The sequence below is a fragment of the Syntrophorhabdaceae bacterium genome (assembly GCA_028698615.1).
In the GTDB taxonomy this organism is placed as follows: Bacteria; Desulfobacterota; Syntrophorhabdia; order Syntrophorhabdales; family Syntrophorhabdaceae; genus Delta-02.
In genome coordinates this window covers 66,445-89,725 of sequence record JAQVWF010000006.1, presented here as the reverse complement: position 1 = coordinate 89,725, position 23,281 = coordinate 66,445, and the positions used below count along the sequence as shown (strand labels likewise).

19 protein-coding genes and 1 tRNA gene are annotated in these 23,281 nt (G+C 55.4%); 15 read left to right on the top strand and 5 right to left on the bottom strand.

What is annotated here, in order from left to right; all coding sequences use genetic code 11:
* The first annotated feature begins 106 nt into the window (after positions 1 to 106).
* Positions 107 to 1,405 (top strand): nucleoside transporter C-terminal domain-containing protein, encoded by a 1,299-nt coding sequence (locus tag PHC90_04150; protein ID MDD3845533.1) that lies wholly within the window; start codon positions 107 to 109, stop codon positions 1,403 to 1,405.
* 136 nt (positions 1,406 to 1,541) lie between these two features.
* Here the strand turns inward: PHC90_04150 and PHC90_04145 are convergent, their stop codons facing one another.
* A complete protein-coding gene (locus tag PHC90_04145; GenBank protein MDD3845532.1) occupies positions 1,542 to 2,789 on the bottom strand; it encodes an MFS transporter in 1,248 nt (415 codons plus the stop codon).
* Between the two features lie 332 nt (positions 2,790 to 3,121).
* Here PHC90_04145 and PHC90_04140 point away from each other — a divergent pair, with 332 nt between their 5' ends.
* The 10 genes from PHC90_04140 to bioB all read left to right on the top strand — a co-directional run bounded on the left by PHC90_04140 (position 3,122) and on the right by bioB (position 14,138).
* A complete protein-coding gene (locus PHC90_04140; GenBank protein ID MDD3845531.1) occupies positions 3,122 to 3,358 on the top strand; it encodes a transcriptional coactivator p15/PC4 family protein in 237 nt (78 codons plus the stop codon).
* A 52-nt stretch (positions 3,359 to 3,410) separates the two neighbouring features.
* Positions 3,411 to 4,718: a replication-associated recombination protein A gene (locus PHC90_04135; GenBank protein MDD3845530.1), complete on the top strand. Its 1,308-nt coding sequence runs from the start codon at positions 3,411 to 3,413 to the stop codon at positions 4,716 to 4,718.
* A 119-nt stretch (positions 4,719 to 4,837) separates the two neighbouring features.
* Positions 4,838 to 5,803, top strand: coding sequence for a thiamine-phosphate kinase (thiL, locus tag PHC90_04130; GenBank protein ID MDD3845529.1), 966 nt, complete (start codon positions 4,838 to 4,840; stop codon positions 5,801 to 5,803).
* Positions 5,800 to 6,753: an HD domain-containing protein gene (locus tag PHC90_04125; GenBank protein ID MDD3845528.1), complete on the top strand. Its 954-nt coding sequence runs from the start codon at positions 5,800 to 5,802 to the stop codon at positions 6,751 to 6,753. The genes thiL and PHC90_04125 overlap by 4 nt, the downstream gene beginning before the upstream one ends.
* Before the next feature lie 15 nt (positions 6,754 to 6,768).
* Positions 6,769 to 7,563, top strand: a complete 795-nt coding sequence (locus PHC90_04120; protein MDD3845527.1) for an RsmE family RNA methyltransferase — start codon at positions 6,769 to 6,771, stop codon at positions 7,561 to 7,563.
* Between the two features lie 7 nt (positions 7,564 to 7,570).
* Positions 7,571 to 8,206 carry a hypothetical protein gene (locus tag PHC90_04115; protein MDD3845526.1) on the top strand — a complete coding sequence of 212 codons (636 nt, stop codon included), beginning with the start codon at positions 7,571 to 7,573 and terminating at the stop codon, positions 8,204 to 8,206.
* Between the two features lie 59 nt (positions 8,207 to 8,265).
* Positions 8,266 to 9,315 (top strand): DNA-processing protein DprA, encoded by a 1,050-nt coding sequence (gene dprA, locus PHC90_04110; GenBank protein MDD3845525.1) that lies wholly within the window; start codon positions 8,266 to 8,268, stop codon positions 9,313 to 9,315.
* A 54-nt stretch (positions 9,316 to 9,369) separates the two neighbouring features.
* Entirely contained in the window at positions 9,370 to 11,616 is a 2,247-nt protein-coding gene (gene topA, locus PHC90_04105) for a type I DNA topoisomerase (protein ID MDD3845524.1), read from the top strand.
* Positions 11,601 to 12,887, top strand: a complete 1,287-nt coding sequence (gene trmFO, locus PHC90_04100) for a methylenetetrahydrofolate--tRNA-(uracil(54)-C(5))-methyltransferase (FADH(2)-oxidizing) TrmFO (protein ID MDD3845523.1) — start codon at positions 11,601 to 11,603, stop codon at positions 12,885 to 12,887. Before topA ends, trmFO begins: the two co-directional genes overlap by 16 nt.
* A 264-nt stretch (positions 12,888 to 13,151) precedes the next feature.
* Positions 13,152 to 14,138 carry a biotin synthase BioB gene (gene bioB, locus PHC90_04095; protein ID MDD3845522.1) on the top strand — a complete coding sequence of 329 codons (987 nt, stop codon included), beginning with the start codon at positions 13,152 to 13,154 and terminating at the stop codon, positions 14,136 to 14,138.
* A gap of 50 nt (positions 14,139 to 14,188) precedes the next feature.
* On the opposite strand, the gene PHC90_04090 is transcribed toward bioB, so the two are convergent.
* From PHC90_04090 to PHC90_04075, 4 genes are all read right to left on the bottom strand, one after another.
* A complete protein-coding gene (locus PHC90_04090) occupies positions 14,189 to 15,364 on the bottom strand; it encodes a type II secretion system F family protein (protein ID MDD3845521.1) in 1,176 nt (391 codons plus the stop codon).
* Between the two features lie 234 nt (positions 15,365 to 15,598).
* Positions 15,599 to 17,062, bottom strand: a complete 1,464-nt coding sequence (locus PHC90_04085; protein ID MDD3845520.1) for a DegQ family serine endoprotease — start codon at positions 17,060 to 17,062, stop codon at positions 15,599 to 15,601.
* Between the two features lie 13 nt (positions 17,063 to 17,075).
* Positions 17,076 to 18,479 (bottom strand): ATP-binding protein, encoded by a 1,404-nt coding sequence (locus PHC90_04080; protein MDD3845519.1) that lies wholly within the window; start codon positions 18,477 to 18,479, stop codon positions 17,076 to 17,078.
* Positions 18,466 to 19,143, bottom strand: a complete 678-nt coding sequence (locus PHC90_04075; protein MDD3845518.1) for a response regulator transcription factor — start codon at positions 19,141 to 19,143, stop codon at positions 18,466 to 18,468. Before PHC90_04075 ends, PHC90_04080 begins: the two co-directional genes overlap by 14 nt.
* 223 nt (positions 19,144 to 19,366) lie before the next feature.
* Between PHC90_04075 and PHC90_04070 the strand changes: the two genes are divergently transcribed.
* The 4 genes from PHC90_04070 to PHC90_04055 all read left to right on the top strand — a co-directional run bounded on the left by PHC90_04070 (position 19,367) and on the right by PHC90_04055 (position 23,234).
* On the top strand, positions 19,367 to 20,917 hold the full coding sequence (locus PHC90_04070; GenBank protein ID MDD3845517.1) for a fused MFS/spermidine synthase: 1,551 nt from the start codon (positions 19,367 to 19,369) through the stop codon (positions 20,915 to 20,917).
* A 54-nt stretch (positions 20,918 to 20,971) separates the two neighbouring features.
* A tRNA-Gly gene (locus PHC90_04065) sits at positions 20,972 to 21,047 on the top strand.
* Between the two features lie 264 nt (positions 21,048 to 21,311).
* Positions 21,312 to 22,454, top strand: coding sequence for a hypothetical protein (locus tag PHC90_04060; GenBank protein MDD3845516.1), 1,143 nt, complete (start codon positions 21,312 to 21,314; stop codon positions 22,452 to 22,454).
* Positions 22,455 to 22,505: 51 nt separating this feature from the next.
* Positions 22,506 to 23,234, top strand: a complete 729-nt coding sequence (locus PHC90_04055; GenBank protein ID MDD3845515.1) for a hypothetical protein — start codon at positions 22,506 to 22,508, stop codon at positions 23,232 to 23,234.
* The last annotated feature ends 47 nt before the right edge of the window (positions 23,235 to 23,281 follow it).

Below are 23,281 nucleotides of genomic sequence, written 5' to 3'. Positions count from 1 at the left end.
TGCATGAGCCATGCCTCTTCCCATCATTAACCTCATCGGGTCTTCTTGTCAATTCTCATCATACCTGATATCTTATCCCCACAAACTTATTTTATGGGATGATCGTGTGACAATCTACAACGGGGTTTCGGCGGCGGGTGTTCTGTGTTTTCTCGGCTTCCTGCTTCTCTTTTCACGGCATCGGCGGCGGGTGAGCCTTCGCGTGGTCGCCTGGGGAGTGGGGATCCAGATCGTCTTCGCCCTCTTTGTCTTTCTTGTTCCCTTCGGATCGAGGCTCTTTCTTGTCCTTAACGATATCACGATGCAGGTCATCGACAGCGCCTTCGAGGGTATCCGCTTCCTTTTCGGTCCCCTTGCCCTGCCCCCGGGTACGGCCGGGTCGCCGGGGTTCATCCTGGCCTTTCAGGCCCTGCCCTCCATCATATTCTTCGCGGCCCTCATGGAACTCATGTATTACGTGGGGATCATGGAGCGTCTTATCGGCCTTTTCGCGCGGGTCTTCGTAAAGGTCATGGGCATCAGCGGAGCCGAATCTCTCTGTGCCTCCGCCCAGATATTCCTCGGCATCGAATCAAACCTGACGGTGCGGCCCTATCTCAAGGAAATGACCACGTCTGAACTTATGGTGGTCCTCACGACGGGCATGGCTACCATCGCGTCGAGTGTACTCGGCTTCTATGTCATCATTCTTTCGGGCGTCTTCCCGAAGGTGGCGGGGCACCTTATCTCGGCCTCGATCCTGCTCGCTCCCGCGGCGATCGTGGCGGCAAAGATCCTCTTTCCCGAGACCGGCTCTCCGAAAACCCTGGGGAAGGTTATAGCGGTGGAATACCAGAAGGCGGCAAATCCCATTGAGGCGATCATCAACGGGGCCATGACGGGCGTCAGGATGCTCGTTGGCATCGGCGCGCTGCTCATCGCCTTCATCGGCCTCGTGGCACTTTTCGACAGCGGCCTTCTCTACCTTGGAAAGCTTATCGGTTCGGCGGCCGGCGCGACTGTCGATCTGTCTCTCAATCATATCCTCGGCTACATCTTCTACCCTTTCACCGTCGCCATGGGCGTTCCTCTCGAAGACGCCCCGCAGATAGCGCGGATACTCGGCGAGCGCATCATCATGACGGAGGTCAAATCTTACCAGGACTTGAGCGCCCTCGTGCAGGCGGGAAAGATAGTCCACGAAAGAAGCGTCTTCATCGCGACCTATGCGCTGTGCGGATTCGCCCACATCCCATCACTGGCAATCTTTGTGGGCGGAACATCAAGCCTCGTCCCGGAGCGCACAAAGGACATCGCCGTGATCGGACTCTGGGCCCTCCTCGCCGCCAATGTGGCCTGCTTCATCACGGGAGCCATGGCGGGGATCTTCTACACGGGAGGCGGGGGTATTCTCTTCACATTCTGAATAACCAACCGATAAAGACAATAACCAATGACCACATTCCGATCAACCACAACGGGGGCTTCTTCCTGCTTTCCTGTTGGGTCAATTGATCATTGGTAGATTGGTCATTCTCTGGTTATTGGAATCTGGTCATTGGTTATTCTTTCTTTACGAAGCACATCAGCGCCGCAGCAATTCCTGCAAGGCCTATGGCCACAACGAAGGGAATGGAGAAGGAGCCCGTTACATCGCGGATCATGCCCCCGAACCAGTGGGCGCTTATGGCACCGAAGGCGTAAAAGGGCGTGAATGCACCGATCACCGTCCCTATTATCTCCTTTCTGAAATAATCCCCTCCGCAGGCGCCATAGAGTGGGAAAGTCGCCCCGTAGAATATCCCGAAGAGGAAGATACCCGTATAGAGCATGCCGGCATTGGCCCCTGAAAGGACTATCCAGACAATGGTCGCCGCGATGAGAATATTCGAAACAAGTATTGTTTTCTTCCGCCCCAGGCGGTCGGAGATAAGAGGTATCGTGAGAACCCCCGCCACCTGGCCGAACCCATGCATGGTCGCCAGGAATGAGGCCCGGTCGTATGCGAAGCCCAGTTCGTAGCGCGCGTAGTCGACCATAAAGGTTGTGATCATGTACAGCGCGGCGCCAATCGCAAAATAAGAAGAGGCGATCATCCAGAAGCGCTTCGCCGAGAGGATCTCGCCGTAGCATGAACGCTGCTTTCCCCCGGGGGCCGCGGGCGCCGTCGTCAGGGCCGGATCGTCAGGCCTCGTTCCCCAGGGAAGACGCCCGGTGTCTTCAGGTTTGCTCCTCAAGAGGACCACGTTGACCAGGATCATGACGAGTGCGGCAATACCGAGAAAGTACCAGCAATACCGCCAGTTCCAGTGCGCGACTATGATGGGGTAGAGTCGTCCCATGGTCGCAAAACCGAGACCGAACCCCGCCGAAAGTATCCCGAGAGCCATCCCCCTTTTGTTGACGGCAAACCATCTCTGCACCAGCGTGATGATGGGCGTCCACATGGCGGCCGCCCCGATGCCGACAAAACAGAAGGTGAATGCCGCCTGCCAGAACCCGTCCGAATATCCCATCAGGAATGTCCCGACGCCCAGGACCACCCCGAAGACAGGTATTACGACACGGGCACCCAGCCGGTCTGTAAAGTATCCCACGAAAGGCGAGAAGAGGATGTACGCGTAGAAGTAGGCGTTGAAGATCTCCCCGCCTTCCTTCCTGGTGATGCCCATGGTCCGTATCATTTCCGGCAGAATTACGCCATAGCCCAGGCGTATGCCGTAATTGATGAAAAGGTTTACGAAACATACCGCGAGAATGATCCATGCCCAGTGGAGGGTTTGTGACTTAGCTGTTCCTGTACCTTCCATAATAACGCCCCCTTGCGAGGCACACGGGTATAAGGGTCTGCGCTGACGCGCAATCGGGGAAAAGATCAAATCATATTAAGGTTTGTGCCGTATATGCCCTTGCACTCTCGTGTGTCCTTTATTCCCTGCCCGTTGTGGTTCTGCATTGTGCAGCGATGCTCCGGTGCTGCTGCTGTCTTTCATCTTTTCTGACATTCTAGGATAGGCAAGCAAAGATTGCAAGAACAGAAGAGATGCTGACGGGCAGACGGGTCGGCGCTTCGCGCCCGTATGCATCTTTCCCTTTCCCCCGTGAACATGCTATAGTGAATAAAATATGAACGGAGGGCGCCATGATAATCGGCGAGATACAAAAAGTGGGCACCGATAAGATCATCGTGACGGTGAAGGAATTCAAGGGGAAGACTTACGTCGACGTAAGGAATTTCTTCGAGAACGACCAGGGCGAGATGGTCCCGACGAAGAAAGGCGTCTCCCTGACGCCTGAAAACCTTGACGAACTCATACGTCTCCTCGGCGAGGCAAAGAAACAGCTTCCGCAAGAAACTGATCCCGGCAGCACACCTTAAGCAGAACCGCATTCGGTCCCTTCGCGGACCCGCAGCACAAGAGGACAGGTGAGTGGAGCTTTTTTCAGACGATACCGTTTTCAAGGGAAGGTCTCAGAAACCTCTCGCGGACAGGGTGCGCCCCAGGTCGCTTGACGACGTCATAGGCCAGGAGCACCTTCTCGGAGAAGGAAAGCTCCTGCGGGTCCTCATCGACCGGGGGGATATTCCCTCTTTTATCTTCTGGGGGCCCAGCGGCGTCGGAAAAACAACCATCGGCTGGCTCATCGGCAGGATGATGAAGCTTCCCTATGTCTCCCTTTCCGCCGTCTCAATCGGTGTCAAGGAGGTCAAGGAGGTCATCCAGAAAGCCCGCAATCAGCGGATCATCCTCTTTGTCGATGAATTCCACCGCTTCAACAAGCTCCAGCAGGACACCTTTCTCCCCAATGTGGAGAACGGCACCATCATCCTCATAGGCGCCACTACGGAAAACCCCTCTTTCGAGATCATATCCCCGCTCCTGTCCCGCATGAGGGTCCTTACCCTCAAGCCTCTTGTCACCGCCGACCTGGCAAAGATCCTGGACAAGGCCCTGAGGGACGATGAAGAGCTGGCAAGAGCAAACATCTCCATAGATGCCGCTACGATAGAGGAGATAGCCTACCTGGCTGACGGCGACGCACGCCGCGCCCTGAACCTCCTGGAGGTGTGTTTCAAGATGGTCGGGGAAGGTCCTTCGGGAAGCCCCGTTATCGATCACGACATCGTCCAGGAGGCCTATCAGAAAAAGATCGCCCGGTACGATAAAACGGGCGAGATGCACTACGACCTCATAAGCGCGCTCCACAAAAGCATGCGGGGCTCTGACGCCGACGCGGCCCTCTACTGGCTTGCCCGGATGATCGAGGGCGGCGAGGACCCGCTTTTCGTCATGCGCCGCCTCGTGCGTTTTGCCTCCGAGGATGTGGGCAACGCCGATCCCCACGCCTTGACGCTCACGATCAGCGCCACGGAGGCCTTCAAGTTCATCGGGCCTCCCGAGGGCTATCTCGCCCTTGCGCAGGCGGCGGTCTACCTGTCTCTCTGTGAGAAAAGCAACGCCGTCTACACCGCGTACGGGGCAGCGGCCCGCGATGCCCGGAACCTCCCCGAATACCCCGTCCCTCTGCACATCCGCAACGCACCGACAAAGCTCATGAATGAACTTGGCTACGGTGAAGGATATCTCTACCCCCACGACCACCCCGGCGCCCTGGTCAAGCAGACCTACCTCCCCGAGGAACTCCTCGGCAAACGCTATTACCGCCCCACCGACAGGGGCGAAGAACGCCACCTGAAGGCCTTCATGGAGAAGGTTCGCAATTATCACAAAAAGTAGCGGCGGTTCCAGCAACAGGCCGAAGACGAGCTTACGTATGGCCGCTCCTTCTTTTATTCTTTTCCCTGAAACCTGAAACTTGAAACGGTTTTTTTGCTGGGTTATGATGTTCCTTCGTCATGGAGATATCGGAAAATAATTTAGTTGAGAGCATTCGTAAGTTTGCCCGGAAAAGTAATAGTGTCGTAAGGAGTATCGGTGACGACGGCGCCGTCGCGGACCTCGAGGCCGGCCAATACGTCTTCGCGCAGGACGCCATGGCCGAGCATGTCCATTTCGAGCTCTCTTTCATGGACCCTTACTACGTGGGCAAGAAGGCCCTGTACTCCAATATATCCGATGTCCTGGCGATGGGTGCAAGGCCCCTTTTCTATCTCGTGACCGCAGGCATACCTGCCAGGCTCTCATCGGGGGACATTCTGAAGATGTATCGCGGGATGGACAGGGCCGCCCGGGAATTCGGTGTCACCCTTCTCGGCGGAGATACCGTCGCAACGGCTCGGGACCTCTTCATCGATATCTCGGTGATCGGGAAACTGGCCTCCGCGCGATACTTCGGCAGGGACAAGGCGCGCGAGGGTGACCTCATAGCCGTCACGGGAAAGCTCGGGGAGGCTGCCCTGGGTCTCAAGATACTCAAGGAGGGAACGGGCACGGCGGGGATGAAGAACTGTATCCAGCGCTTTCTGAGCCCCAGCCCACCCTACGCACTGTGGAAGGAACTCGTGAAAAGTGATATAACAGATGTCATGATGGACGTGAGCGATGGGCTCGTCATGGACCTATCGAGAATGATGAACGAAAGCAGGAAACAGGCCCGTATCCATGTCGAAAAGGTCCCCATGCCCCGCCAGGCAAGGCAGAAGGGACTCGAAGAGCTCGCCCTCAGTGGTGGAGAGGATTACCAGCTTCTTTTCACTTTCCCCCGGGAGAAACTCCCTGCCGTCACGGCGATAATCGAAAAAGGCGGCGCCATCACCATTATCGGCGAGGTGATGGCGGGCAGGGGCGTAAGGGTCTATCGGCACGGTTCGGAAGTTGCGAGCCCGAAAAAGGGCTACGATCATTTTGGGGGCAAACCTTGAGCAAGACGACCTTTGTCAGCGACATCACCGGGAATCAGCATGAGGTCAACGATCTCTTCGTGGTTACAAAGAAAGGCACATACACCGCAAAGAACAACACAAAGTACATGATGATCGGCCTCAAGGACGCCACGGGGTCCATCGAGGGCAGGGTATGGGAACGCGTGGACGAGTTGGAAGGCCTCTTCGAAAAGGGCGACATCGTGTCCATACGGTCGAAGGCCCGCCTCTATCAGGACAGGCTGCAGCTGCATATAACCGACATCAGGAAGCTCGATGCCGACCTTGCCGTCAGCGATATCGCCCATTTCTATCCTTCCGGCAGCAAGGAAAGAAGCTGCCTGGAGAAGGAACATGCGGAGATCGTCGAAGAGATAGGAAACCCCTGGCTCAAAGAGCTCCTGAGGGTCTTTCATGACGACGCGCAGCTTCGGGACAGGTTCTTCTCATATCCCGCGTCGACCACCGTACACCATGTCTACGTCGGGGGGCTGCTCGACCATTCCCTGTCCGTGGCGAGGATGGGCATGGCCGCCGCATCCCTCATCGGAGGGGACCGCGACATAATAATCACCGGCTCCATCCTCCATGATATCGGAAAGACCCAGGAACTGGACATAACCCGGGGTTTCAGGTTCACCGACCGGGGCAGGCTCCTTGGCCATATAACCCTCGGCGTTATGATCCTCGAGGATATGATCCGGCGCATCGACGGATTCCCCCAGGAACTCATCGACATTCTCACACACATTATCGTCAGCCACCACGGCCTCGAAGAATGGGGGTCACCCAAGAAACCCATGTTCCCTGAGGCCATCATCGTTCATCACCTCGACAACCTTGACTCGAAGGTAATGGGCGTGAAGGAACACATGAAAGACAACATGGCAGATGAGCGCTGGAGCGAATATCATCGGCTATATGAAGCAAAATACTACAAAATAAACTGAGAGCCAGAATCGCACATGGAGATCAGAAGGGTTTTCGTCGACAAATTGAAGATCAAGAACGGCATGGTCCTCCTGACAGGTCCCATGCACAGATACATCATCGGTGTCCTCAGAAAACATCCCGGGGACAGGGTCGATCTCATTGACGGAAAGGGTTACCTCTATCGTTCCACCATCCAGAGCGTCAAAGGGAAGGAACTCTATCTGCAGGTGCTCGACGTTGTGCACAAACCTCAGGAAAAGAGGCCGAAGGTTATACTGTGCGTAAGCCCCATCAAAGGGCCTCGGATGGATTGGCTTGTCGAAAAAGCGACGGAGCTGGGGGCGGAAAAGATCGTGCCCACGGTGTTCAAGAGGACCATCGTGAAGTTCAATGACCACGGGAGCGAGAAGATCGAACGCTGGAGAAGGATCACCGTGGAGGCCTCTCGCCAGTCAGGGCGGTTCACAATCCCGGAGATAGCGGAGCCCACACCGCTCAGGGGAATCACCGAGCTTATCGGGGACGCCGAGGAGCGTGTGGTCCTCTACGAAAAGGAAAGGCATACGACCCTCAAGGACGTTTTCGGCTCCAAGAGGGGCGAAACAACGTGCGTCGTCATAGGGCCCGAGGGCGGTATTGAAGAAACGGAAGCCGAATGGCTCAAGGAAAATGGTTTCATCGCCTGCACCCTGGGAGAGAATATATTCCGCACCGAGACGACGCCGCTCATCGTTCTGTCGGTAATCCTTTACGAATACGCCAGTGCAAGCAAAGAAGACCGGGGGAGCCCTGTTGTTTCACAGAACACCTGTAAAGGGGAGGTATAAGAGGCATATGGGCAGTACAGGCAAGGCTGGTTGCGGGTGCCTCATCGGCATTCTTGTGATAGTAATGATATTGACTGGCGTACTTTTCCACCCCTTGAGCCTGAAGTTCATGGGGAAGGGTTTTCGGTACGAGGACAAGGTCGTCCCCGCTGACGCCATATTTGTGCCCAGATTTCCGGAAGACCATAAGGGAGAGATCTATGTCGAGGCCTTCAGGGAGTATTTTGCAGGCAACGGCAAAGTCGTGTATATCGAGGACGACAAGGTCCTGGGCACGGATATATACGATCTTGTGTCCCGGATGGCGAAGTCCCGGGGCCTCAAGGAAGGCGCAATGAAACCTCTGTACGCCGGAGACGGCAGGGACCGTGCAACGATAGTCTTCAAAGAGAGGTTCAAAGAGGCCCGCCTCAAGAAGGTACTTGTCGTCGTACCGGAATATGCATCAAGACGGTACCACCAGATGTATGATTCCTCCCGCGACGGGGGTGAGGTCCTTTACATGATCAAGCCCGCGAAGGTCGATTATTTTAAGGCAGACCGTTGGTGGCGCGATGATCTTTCGCGCTCGATCATGGCGCGTGAGTTCTTTACCTCTCTCTTGTACTATTATTCGCTCCTCCGAAAAGACAACGCAAAATAGGCCTGAAGACGTTTCAGGGATGATTTTTTGCAGCAGGATACGTATGGACGAGTGTTCCCATGGATGAAAAACGCGCCCTCATGGCATTGTCTCGGGTGAAAGGCTTGACCCGCCTGGCAAAACGCAGGATCTGCGACGCATATCCCGATGTCACCCGGTTATTTCAACCTGGCAGGAGTGATGACCCGGCACCGGCCGGCATTGCCGCACGCTTTCAGGACTGGAAAGGGATCGACAGGGACATGGGGCTTCTCGACAGGATGCATGCCCGGCTCCTCACCATAAGGGACCCCGATTACCCGCGCCTCCTGAGACATATACCTGACGCCCCGATCGTCCTGTATGCCCGGGGACCGCTCGCACCCGGGGACAGGGCCCTTGCCGTCGTGGGGTCGCGGAAGGCATCCGCCGAAGGCATCAATCTCGCCGGGAAGATCGGTGAAACCCTTTCGTCCGCCGGGATCACCATCGTCAGCGGTCTCGCTCGCGGTATCGACACGGCGGCCCATAGACAGGCCCTTACCGGGACAGGAAAAACACTGGCGGTCCTGGGATGCGGAATAGACATCTGTTATCCCCCCGAGAACGGGGAGCTTTTCGAAAAGATCACCGAGCAGGGCCTCGCGGTGACGGAATACATGCCCGGCGAACAGCCCCTGCCTTATCATTTTCCCGAACGCAACCGCATCATTGCGGGCCTGGCGAGAGGAGTGCTGGTCGTGGAGGCGACGGCAAGAAGCGGCTCCCTCATCACTGCGAGACTCGCCCTTGAATACGGCAGGGAGGTTATGGCGGTCCCGGGAAACGTGCTCAAGATGGAGCATACCGGCTCCAACAGGCTCATCAAGGAAGGGGCGAGGCTGATCGACTCGGTGGAGGACATCCTCACGACCTGTTTTCCCGACGTGCGCACGGCAAAACCGGAACCCGTGAAACTGGACAGCGGGGAAAACAAGGTTTATTCTCTGATAGGATTTGAAAAAGTACACGCAGATGAGGTAATAGAAAGAAGCGGCATGGACACAAAGGAAGTAATGGCCGCCCTCACCCGGCTGACCATGAAAAACGTCGTAACGGAGATAGCGGGGGGCTTCTTCATACGTCGATAAGGCCCGGAAAACCCCTGGCAGGAATGCGGGGTTTTAGGAATAAAGGAGAAATGGATGGGAAAGTCACTGCTCATTGTGGAGTCGCCGACAAAGATGAAAACCCTCTCGAAATACCTGGGAAAGGATTTCGTCATCAAGGCAACGTACGGCCATATCAAGGACCTTCCGAAGAGCAAGCTCGGCGTCGATGTCGAAGAGGGCTTCAAACCCCACTTTCACATCCTCAAGGGTAAATCGAAGGTGGTCGACGAGATAAAGAAGGCGGGCAAAGAGGCGGAAAAGATCCTGATCGGGTCTGACCCCGACCGCGAGGGGGAAGCCATTGCATTTCACGTGGCTGAGGTCATCGGAAAACACGATTGCATAGAACGCGTCCTCTTTCACGAGATCACCAAGAAAGGGGTTCTCGACGCGATGAGGTCACCCATCAAACTCGACCCGGCAAAGTACAATGCCCAGAAGGCGCGGCGCATTCTTGACCGTCTCGTCGGATACAAGATAAGCCCGCTTCTGTGGGAAAGGGTCAGCTACGGCCTATCCGCGGGAAGAGTACAGTCTGTGGCCCTGCGCCTTGTGTGCGACAGGGAAGCGGAGATCGAGGGCTTCGTCAGGGACGAATACTGGGTTGTCGATGTCGTTCTTGAACTCCCTTCGGGAGAAACCATTACGGCCACACTGGAACGAAGGACTCCCGAGAGTGTCCCGGAAGAGCTGTCTGATCGAAAAGGCGCCGATAAGCTCCGGATAACCTCCGGGGACGACGCTGCCGCCATCAAGGCATACATCGCCGGCAGAGAGTTCATCGTGACAAAGGTGGAACTGAAGGAAAAGAACATGTCTCCCCAGCCCGCTTTCATCACGAGCCGGCTTCAGCAGGAGGCATCGAGGATGCTGCGTTTTTCACCCAAACGCACGATGATGCTCGCCCAGAGACTTTACGAGGGGATCGATATAGGCGAGGAAGGCCCGGTGGGGCTCATCACTTACATGAGGACAGACTCGGTGAGAGTTTCCATGGAGGCCATCGCCGAGGCGCGGGAATTCATAAAGAATGGCTACCCGGAACGGTACCTTCCCGAAAAACCGAATTTCTACCGGAACCGGAAGACGGCCCAGGACGCACACGAGGCGATACGCCCCACCTCAGTGCTTTTTACTCCCGAAAAGGTAAAACCCTATCTTGACAAGGAACTTTTCGCCCTTTACGACCTCATCTGGAAGCGCTTCGTTTCTTCCCAGATGACCCAAAAAAGGGTCCAAACCAAGACGGTTGACGTTACGGCAGGCGACTACATCTTTGTGGCCCGGGGCACCAACGTGCTCTTCGACGGCTTTACACGGATCTATGAAGAGGTCGGGGAGGACGACGAGGCCGTGGCAACCCTTCCGGACGTCAAGAAGGGTCAGAAGATGCTGCTCAAGGAAACGGTCATGGAACAGCGTTTCACCAACCCTCCCCCTCGCTTTTCCGAGGCATCACTCATCCGGACGCTTGAAGGAAAGGGCATCGGAAGACCGTCCACCTACGCCACCATCGTCAGCACCGTGCAGGACCGCGACTATGTAACGAAGGAAAAAGGCAGGCTTATGCCAACACCCCTTGGCCGGACCGTGAACAGGCTCCTTGCGGAATTTTTCCCCACCGTCCTCGATGTCGGTTTCACCGCCAGAATGGAGGTGCGCCTCGACGAGATCGAGGACGGAAAAAAGGACTGGATCAAGTCACTGGAGAAATTCAACAGCTCCTTCGAGGGAGAGCTGAAAAGCGCCCAGGAGCAAATGAAGAGTCTCAAGAAGGAAGAGAAGGAAACCGACATCGAATGTGACAAATGTGGCAAGACAATGCTCCTCAGATGGGGAAAGAGCGGCGAATACCTTGTCTGTTCGGGAAGGCCGGAGTGCAAGAACAAAAAGAACGTAAGGGTCGAAGCAGACGGTAAGGTGACCATCGTCGAAAGCGAGGCCAGGGGGATCTGTCCGAAATGTGAAGGAAAACTTGTAGAGAAGAAAGGACGGTTCGGCCGCTTTCTCGCCTGCAGCAACTATCCCGAGTGCAAGCACACGCAGGCATTCTCACTGGGCTTTCCCTGTCCCATGGAAGGGTGCCCCGGCAAACTGGTCGAAAAGACATCGAAAAAGAAGAAGAAATTCATCAGTTGCTCCGAGTATCCCAAATGTTCCTTCGCAACGAACTGGGAGCCGGTGGAAGGCGAATGTCCCTCATGCGGCGCCCTGATCCTCTTCTCTTTCAGAAAAAACCTCTTCTGCCTTCGCAAGGATTGCGGATGGAAATCACAGTAATCGGGGGCGGCCTTGCAGGCGTGGAGGCCGCGCACCAGATCACCCGCATGGGGGGGCAGGCGGTGCTTTTTGAGATGCGCCCGACAGTAACCACCCCGGCACATCAAAGCCCCCGGCTCGCAGAGCTTGTCTGCAGCAACTCCTTCAAATCACTGGATCTCCAAAACGCCCATGGGCTCCTCAAGGAAGAGTTGCGCCGATTGGGTTCGGTCATCATGAAAGCGGCGGACGAGACGGCCATCCCCGGCGGCAAGGCCCTCGTCGTTGACAGGGACCGGTTCGCCGAGAGGCTCACGGAAATGGTCGCGGACAACCCCGGCATCCGCCTTGTCCGGGAAGAGGTGCGCCGAATACCGGACGGCATCGTGATCGTCGCATCGGGGCCGCTGACAAGCCCTCCCCTCGCCGAGGAACTGGGATCCCTGACGGGGGCGGACAACCTCTCCTTCTTCGATGCCATCTCGCCCATAGTCGACGCATCCACCATTGATCACACCAGCGCCTTCTACGCATCGCGGTATAAGAAGGAAGAAGGTGGCGACTATCTCAACTGCCCCCTCACGAGAGAGGAATACGACCGCTTCCACGAAGCACTTGTCGGCGCGGAGAGGGTTGATCTCAGGAGCTTCGAAAAGACATCCTATTTCGAAGGCTGCCTGCCCGTGGAGGTCCTCGCCGAGCGCGGGAAAAAGACGCTTGCCTTCGGACCGATGAAACCCGTGGGTCTCGAGGACCCCCGGGACGGAAAGCGGCCCTATGCCGTTGTGCAGCTCAGAAAAGAGAATGCCTCGGGAAGCATGTTCAACCTCGTCGGCTTTCAGACGAAGATGAAGTATCCCGAGCAGGAACGGGTGTTCAGAATGATACCCGCCTTGAAGAATGCCGTATTCCTGCGATATGGCAGCATACACCGGAATACATACATCAACGCCCCCCTGTGCCTCAGCGAAAAGCTTCAACTCAAGGCGGGCGGGCGAGTCTTCTTCGCCGGGCAGATAACGGGTGTGGAGGGGTACATGGAATCGACGGCGATGGGGCTTATCTCCGGCGTCTCGGCCTTCATGTCAGCGGCTGGCAAGGAGTTTCATCCGCCGCCGCCCGTGACCTGCGTGGGGGCGCTTGTCCACTACCTCACCACGGAAAACAAGAATTTCCAGCCAATGAACGTCAATTTCGGCCTCATCGAAGGTTATTCTAAAAAGGACAAAGAGGCGGCCGTCAACATCGCCTTGAGTGAGATAGAGAGCTGGAAGAAGGAAATGCTGGGATAAGCTCAGGCAAGAGGGTCTGGAAAAAGATACTCTGAAGTGGTATTGTAATCAACGACCTTTCAAGTTCAGGGTTCACGAAAAAACGTCCACACAGCTTGAAACCGTCCCTTTGACCGTTATCCCGGACCCGGCTCGGGATCCGGAGACCTATTCCAACCCGGATTTTTTCCTGGGTTCCGGCCCACGCCGGAATGACAAGATAGAAAGACCCGGAACCTGAAACTTTGAACTTGAAACTTGAAACCTTTTCCCGCAGGAGGCACCATGAAATCCGTTTTTGACAGATTGACCGATAAAGCAATCGAAACAAGGAGCATTTCTCAAGAAGAGGCCCTTGAACTATATGCGGAAGGGGGAAAGGACCCCTTTGGCCTGATGGCCTGCGCATCGAAGATACGGGAACACTTCAAAGGCAATGCCGTGAACCTCTGCGGGATCGTCAATGCGAAGTCGGGCGTGTGTCCGGAAAATTGCAGATTCTGTGCCCAATCCGCCCATTATCACACGCAGGCCCCCGTCTACCCCCTCATGTCCGCGGACGAGATCGGTGAAAAGGGCCGTCTTGCAAAAGAAAGCGGCGCCCATATGTTCAGCATCGTGACGAGCGGCACGCGCATCGTGACGGACGAGGAATGGAACACCATCTATCGGGCGATAGCGCTGTTGAATGCGGCGGGGATCAGACCGTGCGGTTCGCTGGGTATGCTCACAGAAGAAACTGCCCGGAACCTCAAGAAGGCCGGCCTCTACAGGTACCATCACAATCTTGAAACGTCGCAAAGCTTCTTTAGCAACATCTGTTCCACTCACGACTACAACGAGGATACGGAAACGGTGCGTATCGCCCGGGCGGCGGGTCTTACCGTCTGCTCCGGCGGCATCATGGGGCTTGGCGAAACCATGGGGCACCGCGTAGAGATGGCAATGACCCTCCGGGAACTCGACGTGGATTCCGTTCCCATCAACATCCTCAATGCCATCCCCGGCACGCCTCTCGAGAACATTGCCCCGCTGACACCGATGGAGATCCTGCTGACCGTCGCCCTTTACCGCTTTATCCTCCCCAACAAGGACATCAGGCTCTGCGGCGGAAAAGAAAAGAACCTGAGACAACTCCTCCCGCTGGCCGTGGTAGCCGGATGCAACTCCCTCCTCACGGGTAACTACCTGACAACCCTGGGGCGGGACACCGCCGCCGATCTGGAAATGATCAGCGACCTGGGCATGATCGCGAAGTTCGACGACGCCTGACGGCGGTCCCGAAAAAAACGTTTCAGGGAAAAGAGAAGAAAGAATGTTTCTTAGCCTACCGCCTGGCCGAGTTTGAAGATGGGGAGGTACATGGCGACGATGAGACCGCCGAGAACCACACCGAGGAAGACCATGATCATCGGTTCCATCATGGCAGTAAGGTTTGTGACCATGGTATCGACGTCCTCTTCGTAGAAGTCGGCGATCTTGTTGAGCATGCTGTCGAGGGCTCCCGTAGACTCACCGACCTGGACCATCTGAACAACCATGGGCGGAAAGATACCGGCCTGTTCGAGGGGTTCCGCCATAGTGCGGCCTTCACTGATGCGGGAGCGGGCCAGGAGAAGGGCCTCTTCCACTATCTTGTTGCCCGCCACCTTCGCGACAATGATCATGCTTTCCAGGATGGCGACGCCGCTCATGAGGAGCGTCGCGAGGGTCCTTGTCACCCTGGCGACGGAGGCCTTGATGGTAAGGAGTCCAAAAAGAGGGAGTTTAAGGATGAGGCGGTCGATGTTACGGTGCCCGCCTTCGGTTGTGTAGTAGTACCTCAACGCCAGAACCAGGCCGACAACGCCCCCGATAATGATATACCAGTAGCTTTGCACCATCTGGCTGAGGTTGATGACTATCTGCGTCGGTACGGGCAGTTCGGCGCCCATCTCCTTGAACATCTTCTCGAACACGGGGATGACGAAGAGGAGAAGCACGATCACGACGACAAAGGCCACGATGATGATCGAAACAGGGTAGATCATCGCCGACTTTACCTTCTTCTTCAATTTTTCCGTTTTTTCAATGTAAATGGCGAGCCTTTGCAGGACGTTGTCCAGAAGACCGCCCTCTTCGCCGGCTACGACAAGGTTGACATACAGCTCGTCAAAGCATTTCGGATAGTCCCTCAGGGCGTCGGCGAAGCGCGCGCCCCCTTCGATCTTCTCCTTGATCTCCTTGACGATGCCCCTGAAATTGACGTCTTCTATCTGGTTCGCAAGGATCTCGAGCGATTGGACGAGCGGCAGTCCCGAGGTGATCATCGTCGAGAGCTGCCGGGTAAAGAGCAGGATCTCAATGTTCTTTATCTTTTTCTGGGGACTGAATTTCTGTTTCCCCTCTTCCTTCGTTTCCGTCATGGAGGTGACGATGACGCTTTCTTTTCTCAACGCTGCGCGCAGCGCATCGCCGGACGCCGCCTTCGAAACGCCCTTGCGCGTCTCTCCGGACACCGTTCTTCCTTCCCATTGAAACTGTGGCATGACTCAATAATACATAAATAATTTTTGTTTGCAAAGAGAAAATTATCAAAACAGGTGGTTAATAGAAAAACAGGTTCCAAAATTTACGTTTTACAGTATAAGCTTGGATAATAATTGAATAATTATGTGATAATAGTCACAGTTGAGCCAGGTGACAGGTAAATAGGAAAGACCTTTCCCATGACCTGTCACCTGTTTCTGGCCTTATTCCCTTATTACTGCATAGAATGTCGCGTTCTCGCGCTGTATCAGCATGATGATGCCTTCCTTGACGTTGGAGCGTTTCACCGCCTCCTTGAATTCCGCGACACTCCTCACCGGCTTTCTCCCGATCTCCCTGATGACGTCGCCGGAACGGATGTCCGCTTCCTGGGCGGGGGAACCGGGAATGACATCGGTCACAATGACGCCCCGTTTGTCCTTTAGATTGAGATGCTTTGCTACCTCGCCGGTGATGTCCTGCACGACAAGTCCAAGATCCTTTTCAATCTCGGTCTTTTTGGATGCCCTCAGACCCTCTTCCTGGAGTTCGCCGATGACCACGTCCACTTCCATCCGTTTCTTGTCCCTGATGAGGACGATCCTTGCCTTCTTGCCTATCTCTGTCGAAGCGACCAGGCGAGGAAGCGTCTCGTTGTCCTTGATCTTCTTGCCATTGTAGGAAACGATGACATCGCCGCGTTTGATGCCCGCTTTATCCGCAGGACTCTGCTCCATGACGTCGGCGACGAGCGCCCCTTCCAATTCCTTGATACCGAAGCTTTTCGCGATCTCCGGGGTGATCCTCTGGATGACCACACCAAGCCAGCCGCGGGCCACCTTCCCCTTGCTCTTCAACTGGGCAAGCATGTCCCTGGCCACATTTATGGGTATGGCAAAACCGATACCCTGGCCGCCGGAGACGATGGCGGTGTTGATCCCCACCACCTCCCCCTTGAGATTCAGAAGCGGTCCGCCGCTGTTGCCGGGGTTGATGGAGGCATCGGTCTGAATGAACTCATCATAGGGTCCTGCCCCGATGATCCTGCCCTTGGCACTGACGATGCCGGCGGTGACCGTGTGCGCGAGACCAAAGGGATTGCCGATGGCGACGACCCAGTCTCCCACCTGCAGCGCCTCGGAATCTCCGAGAACGGCCGCGGGGAGCAACTGCCTGACATCGATCTTGATAAGGGCTATGTCCGTCTTCGGGTCGCGCCCTATGACCCTGGCATCGTACTCCTTCTCGTCGGAAAGCTTCACCTTGATGCTCGAAGCCTTCTCAACGACGTGGTTATTCGTCAGAATATACCCTTCCTTATCGATAACGAACCCCGAGCCGAGGCTGCGCTGTTTGTACTCACGGCGCGGACCGTTGCCGAAAAACTTGTCGAAGAAATCGTCACCGAAGAAATCCTTGAAGGGATTATTGGGGCCCACCATCGGGCCCTGGCCGCCCGGGCCCCTGATGACCGCGGTGGTACTGATGTTGACAATCGACGGCTTCGCCTGGTTGACCAGTCCCGCCAGGCTTGGCAATCCATTGCTGGAAGCCGCCACGGCCCGGACTTTTTGCGTGGCGGGCCACGCAGGCTGTTTGTCGGGCAGTATCTGGGCCCTTACGTATGCGAAACCCAGCGCGGCAACGATAAGAACGCAAACGGTTGAAACGAGTCGTTTGTCCTTCATAAAGTATCCTCCATCATGACATGGGCAGCTTAATTGTAAACAGGCTTCCCGCAGCGGGCCTCGATTCGACCTCGATGGTGCCCCGGTGGGCCTCGGCTATCCACTTGCTTATGCTCAGGCCGAGGCCGCTGCCGCTCTCGCGCTTGCGGGACCTGTCTGCGCGGTAAAACCTGTCGAATATGTATTTAATGTCGCCCGATGATATGCCGGGACCATCGTCCTCGACATTTATACAGGCAAAACCGTTCTGCTTGTACGATGACACCGTCACGTGTCCGCCGGGGTGTCCGTATTTGATGCCGTTCTCCACCACATTGGTGATCATCCTGCGCAATTTGAGCGCATCGCCGACGATGCGAATGTCCTCGAGTTCCTTCGCCACCACCTCCACCCCCTTGTTCTCGCCGAAAAGCTTCATGCCAAGACAGACATCGGCAAGAAGGTCGCGCAGGTCGATCTTTTCGAGGTTCATGCCGATGTCCTTCGTTTCGGCCTTGGAGAGCAGAAGCAGGTCGTCGATGATCCGGCTCATCCTGTCGATCTCTTCGAGATTGCTCTGCATGGACCGCTTGTATTCTTCGTTCGTCCTGTCCTTCCTCAACGCCAGTTCCGTTTCGCCCTTGAGAATGGTCAACGGGGTCTTGAGCTCATGTGAGACATCGATGCTGAACTGGTTTATCCTCTGAAAGGAGTCCTTAAGCCGCGAGATCATGGCATTGAAGGTCTCCGCGAGGCGGCCAAGTTCGTCCTTGCGCCCCCTGATGTCGATGCGCTCGTCGAGGTTTGTCGATGATATCTTGACGGCAGCCCTGCGGATCTGGTCCACGGGCCTCATTGTCTTCTTCGCCATGAAATAGCCGACGACGATGGTGACGCTGATGGAGGTGGGAATGCTGATGATCATGATTATGAGGAGGCGCTTCATGGTGTCCTCGAACTCCTCCATCGACGATCCGACCTGGACAATGCTGATGACCTTCTTGTTTTCCTGAATCGGCATCGTGATCATCCGCAGCCGGGGACGGGCGGTCTCTATCGTTTCATAGACGATCTCTCCCTTGAGGGCCCTCTCCAGGGTGACAAAACTGACGGGGACCGCCTCTGCATCGAGGTCGTTCAGCCTCGCCCCTATCTTGCCGGAGGCGTCGATGATCTGGATGAACTTGCCTTTCGGTTTCTTGCCGAGGGCATTCTCGAGGTAACGCTCGAAGTTGCCGAAGAGACTCTGGCCCTGGGCCTCGGTCATTGACGAGGCCAGTACCCCGGCAATCGATTTTATCTTCGTGTCGATGCTCCTCTGCAGGCTGTTCCGGAAATAAATATAGACCCCGCTGGAGAAGGTGACGAGTATCAGGGCAAGGATGCCGCCGTACCATAGAGTCAATTTCCATTTGATGGGAAGGCTAAATCTTTTCATCTTCTTTGAGGATGTAACCCACCCCGCGGACGGTGTGGATGAACTTCTTGTCGGTAAGGACCTCTATTTTCTTTCGGAGGAAATTCACGTAAACATCAACGATGTTCGAGGAATCATCCTGGCTCTGCCAGGCATATTCGGTCATCTCCTTCCTGGAAAGCGGCCTCTCGCTGTTGCGCAGCATGTACTCCATGATGAGGAATTCCTTTTCGGTAAGCTCGGCTTCCTTGCCCCCTATGGACAGCTTTCTGTTGTACGGGTTGAGAACGATCTCCCTGTACTCGAGGGTGAGCGGGACGGCCTTGCGGCTCCTCCTTAAGAGCGCCCGGATCCTGGCCAACAGTTCTTCGAAGGAGAAGGGCTTGGTCAGGTAGTCGTCGCTGCCCGTATCGAGCCCCTTGATCACGTCTTCCTTGGTGCTCTTCGCGGTGATGATAAGGACGGGGGTCTCTATGCCGGCCTGGCGCATCCTCTTCAAGACCTCCAGGCCGTCTATCTCGGGTATCATCAGGTCAAGAAGAACGATGCCATAGTCGTGCATGGTGACAAGGTCAAGGCCCGTTTTGCCGTCCTCGGCCACCTCCACCACATATCCTTCCTCTTCGAGGCCCCTCATAATAAAATTGGCGACCTTCGATTCATCTTCTACAAGGAGAACTCTCATGACCATAATAATATAGTATAAAAAAGCCGGTTGTACAATTCTTCCGTGTGGATGAAAGGGCATCGGGGTCGCGGCCTGCCGGCGGTCACCCCTTTTTTAGTGAATTTCTTTGACAAAACAGGGGGGATACTATTAAGTATTCAAGGTTTCCGGGACCATCGGAAGGGGTATTTTCCACACAAAGAGGACAAACCCATAAAGTGATACAGGGAGGTCCACATCCATGAATCTTCGTGAGGCGTACATCATCACCTTTATCGCGAGTTTCTGCACCCTTGTGATCGAAATGGTAGCGGGCCGCATCCTCGCGCCTTTTGTCGGGGTTTCGATCTACACGTGGACGAGCATCATTGGTGTCATCCTTGCCGGGATCAGTATCGGCGCCTTTATCGGGGGCAAGCTCGTCGACAGGTATCCCTCCAGGAAAACCCTGGGGTGGCTCCTCCTCATATCGGGCGCGATGGCGCTCACGATCATTCCCCTTACATACGCCATCGCCGCTTACCGGTTCCCCGTTTCCCTGATGATGCGGATCTTCATCGTCACGTCCATCATATTTTTCATCCCGGGCTGTGTCCTTGGCACTATCTCACCTGTCGTCGTCAGGCTTACGCTGAAAAACCTCGAGAACGCAGGGAACGTCATCGGCAAGATCTACGCCATTTCGACACTCGGTGCCATCATCGGCACATTTGTTACGGGCTTTTTCCTCATCTCCTGGATGGGCACGAGGACGATCATCCTGTCCATGGGCATCATACTTCTTCTGGCGGCCCTGCTGTCAGGCTCGATCTTCCGGAAGAAGGCGAGCATGGCCATATTCATTGTCATTGCCGCTCCCTGTCTCTTTTTCATCAATTCCCATCTCTATGCCATTCCGGCCAGCAGCACAACCTACCTTTACAGGGAAAGCGACTACTATACGATAAAACTGTCAAAGACGGTGAGTTCCGACAAGAAGACGGAACTCGTGGCGATGGTCCTCGACAACCTCATACATTCTTACGTGAACCTCCAGGACCCAAAACACATCGAGTACGAATACGAGCGCATCTATGCCGACGTCCTCAAGTGGAAGTTCACCGAAGAGACACCCTTTAAGAGCCTTACCATAGGCGGAGGCGGTTACACCTTTCCCCGGTACATGGAGGTCACCTACCCCAGGGCAAAGATAGATGTCGTCGAGATCGACCCGGAGGTGACGAAGATCGTTTACGACCATCTCGGTCTGCCGAAAGACACGAAGATAACGAGCTACAATACCGACGGCAGGTGGTTCGTCATGAACTGCAAGGAGAAGTACGACCTCGTGTTCACCGATGCCTACAACGACATCTCCATCCCCTACCATCTCACAACAAGAGAGTTCCTTCAGCAGATCAATGATATCATGAACCCCGGGGCGATACTCATGTCCAACATCATCGACAATTTTCAGAAGGGGCTCTTCCTGCCTTCCTATATAAAGACATTGAGAAAGGTCTTCGGGGAAAACAACGTCTATCTCATCTCCGTAAGCCCCAATTTCAGGAAGGTCCGCATAAGCACCTTCATCGTCATTGCCGGCAAGGGCAACTTCGATATCACCAGCTTCCAGTCATTTATCCAGGACGGGCTCGGTTCCCGCGCCACGTCCTCCATCGTACCCGAAGACCTTATGAATGAATTCATCAACAGGAAGGATGCCATGGTCATCCGTGACGACCACGCCCCCATCGACAACCTCGTAGCCCCCGTCTTCGAGGAAAGATTCGGGTATAACAGGAAAAATTGAAACTTTCTTTTCTTTACTTTCCATGCCCTTTTCTTTTAGAATTATATCCTCGGTGCGGGAATAACTCAGCTGGTAGAGTGCAAGCTTCCCAAGCTTGATGCCGCGGGTTCGAGCCCCGTTTCCCGCTCCATTTTTTAAAGACAACGACCAATGATCCCATTGAAATGACCAGGCGGGTTCACACGACCGGCAATCATATTCCAATAACGAATTCAGCCATTTTCTTCTGTTTCGTCACTGGTTAATTGGTAATTGTCTTCATCATTGCTCACTGTAATTTGGTCATCGGCCATTGTCCTCAATCCCGTTGACATTCATTCCCCCTCCGGTTATCCTTGCGGCAGGATGGTCCCTGATAAGACTCCCTGAACCGAAAGAAAGGAGGTATTCTTCTATGAGAAAAACAGTGCGCTCCACCTGGCTCCTTTTGGCCGTGATCATCGGTCTTTCATTTTACTCATTTCCGGCTCGGGGCCAGACAACCGCCGAGGCGTTGCCTCTCAACACAATGCTTACGATAAAAGCACCTGGCGAGGCCGTCAACAGGAAGACGGTCTATAAGAAGATCCTCAGATACTGCTCCTTTGAGAGCCAAAAGCTCCCCGATTACGTCAGGGTCTTTCACTTCCAGGTGGCCCCGGGACAAAAGTACACCTTTTACGATTGCCACCCCGCACCCCCCGACCGTGCACCGATATTGATCTACCTGTCCGGCGATACGCCTCTTACCGCCGACACTCATTCCTACGGGACATCCACCGGATTCACGCGCTCGTTCGTCTCGCGGGCACAGCAGCCCTGGCCCATACGGCGGGGTGAACAGGCCTCATGCGACCTTGTCCGCCATAATATCACCATCGCACCGCAGAGTGAACACGACAACCTTTATATTATCGTCAATTTCAGAAGACCGGACATGTCCACACGGATAATGCTGAAGCATCCGGCGGACGGTGACGATGTGGTTGCGAAGTCGGCCAACAGGTCGCGGGGAACCGTCTGGAAGGCGCCCTTTCTTCTCACCAATATCCCCGGCGACCGGACAGGCGCAAAAAAACCTCCCCTGACACCGGTGCCGCCAACAGGCTCCACCGCAGGCCAAACCCCGGGTACCACCGCACCAGGCACCGTCGCGCCCCCTCCTCCCAAACCGGACGCTTCCCTGCCGCCCCGGTCGGGCTTTGTGAAAGAGGCCCCGGCGTACACGGGCAATGCGACGGTCATCCCCTACGATTCAACGGTGCATGCCTACATCGACCGGTCGGACTACGATGCGTTCCGTTTCGACTTCCCCGGCGGAAAAATGCGCATCGCTTCGCAGAGAGGCCTCGACATTGTGGCTGACCTCCTGGATTCGAAAGGGAACAGGCTCGCACGCGACGGACAGGATACCCGAAAGGACTTCCTCATTGAGGCGAACATGCCGGCGGGCACGTATTACGTCCAGATCAGGTTCATGTACCACGCCGGACAAGGACCGTATACCCTCATACTCGGCAACGGCAGCTCGGCGGTATTGAAAGAGGCCGACCGTTAGGATGACCCCCATACGTGACCATGCAGGAGACGCCTGCAACCGGTCGGCCCCGTGAAGAACCGCGGCGAAGAACAGGGCATGCCGGGACGCAGGGCTTTCTGGGTGAAGGCCGGCCTCGTCGTCATCGTGGGTCTTATCGCCATGTTTCGCTCCGACGTCCTGACGGTGTTCTTCACCTTTGCCGTCCTCGGCCCCGTGAAGGTCTATCACGTCCTGTGGGCGCTGACCGTGTTCATACTAATCAAGCGCATGGTCCCCCGGTTCAACAAGAAGATCTCCTCCCGGAAGGTCTTCGGCCGGTTCTACCGGGAAGCCGGGGGCATCACGCCCGCGCGAGATGAAAAGCTCCGTTCCCTGAAAGCAAAGACCGACCGGGGCGCCCTGAAATCAGCCTTTTACTGGCTCCTGCTGCTCGCCGATATCTCCCTCTGGCGCATGGTGGGCATGCTCAGCGACACCTGGATCTACATCATCGTTCTCTTTTTCGTCTTCATGGACCAGTTCTGTGTCAGTGTTTTCTGCCCTTTCAAGTGGCTGGCGCAGGGCAAATGCTGCAGCACCTGCCGCATCAACAACTGGGGTTACATCATGGCTTTTTCTCCCCTTATCTTCATACAGTCCTTCTGGACGTGGTCCATCGTCGCCCTTTCCATCATCATCGTCATTCAATGGGAGTATCTGTATTACCGGTTTCCCGAGCGATTCTATGAAACGCACAATGCCGCCCTCATGTGCAGGAACTGCACAACGGAGTGCACGGGAAAAAGAAAATTACGTTGAATATTACCGGTGGATTCCTTACAATGAAAAACACGCCAGGCAGCCGC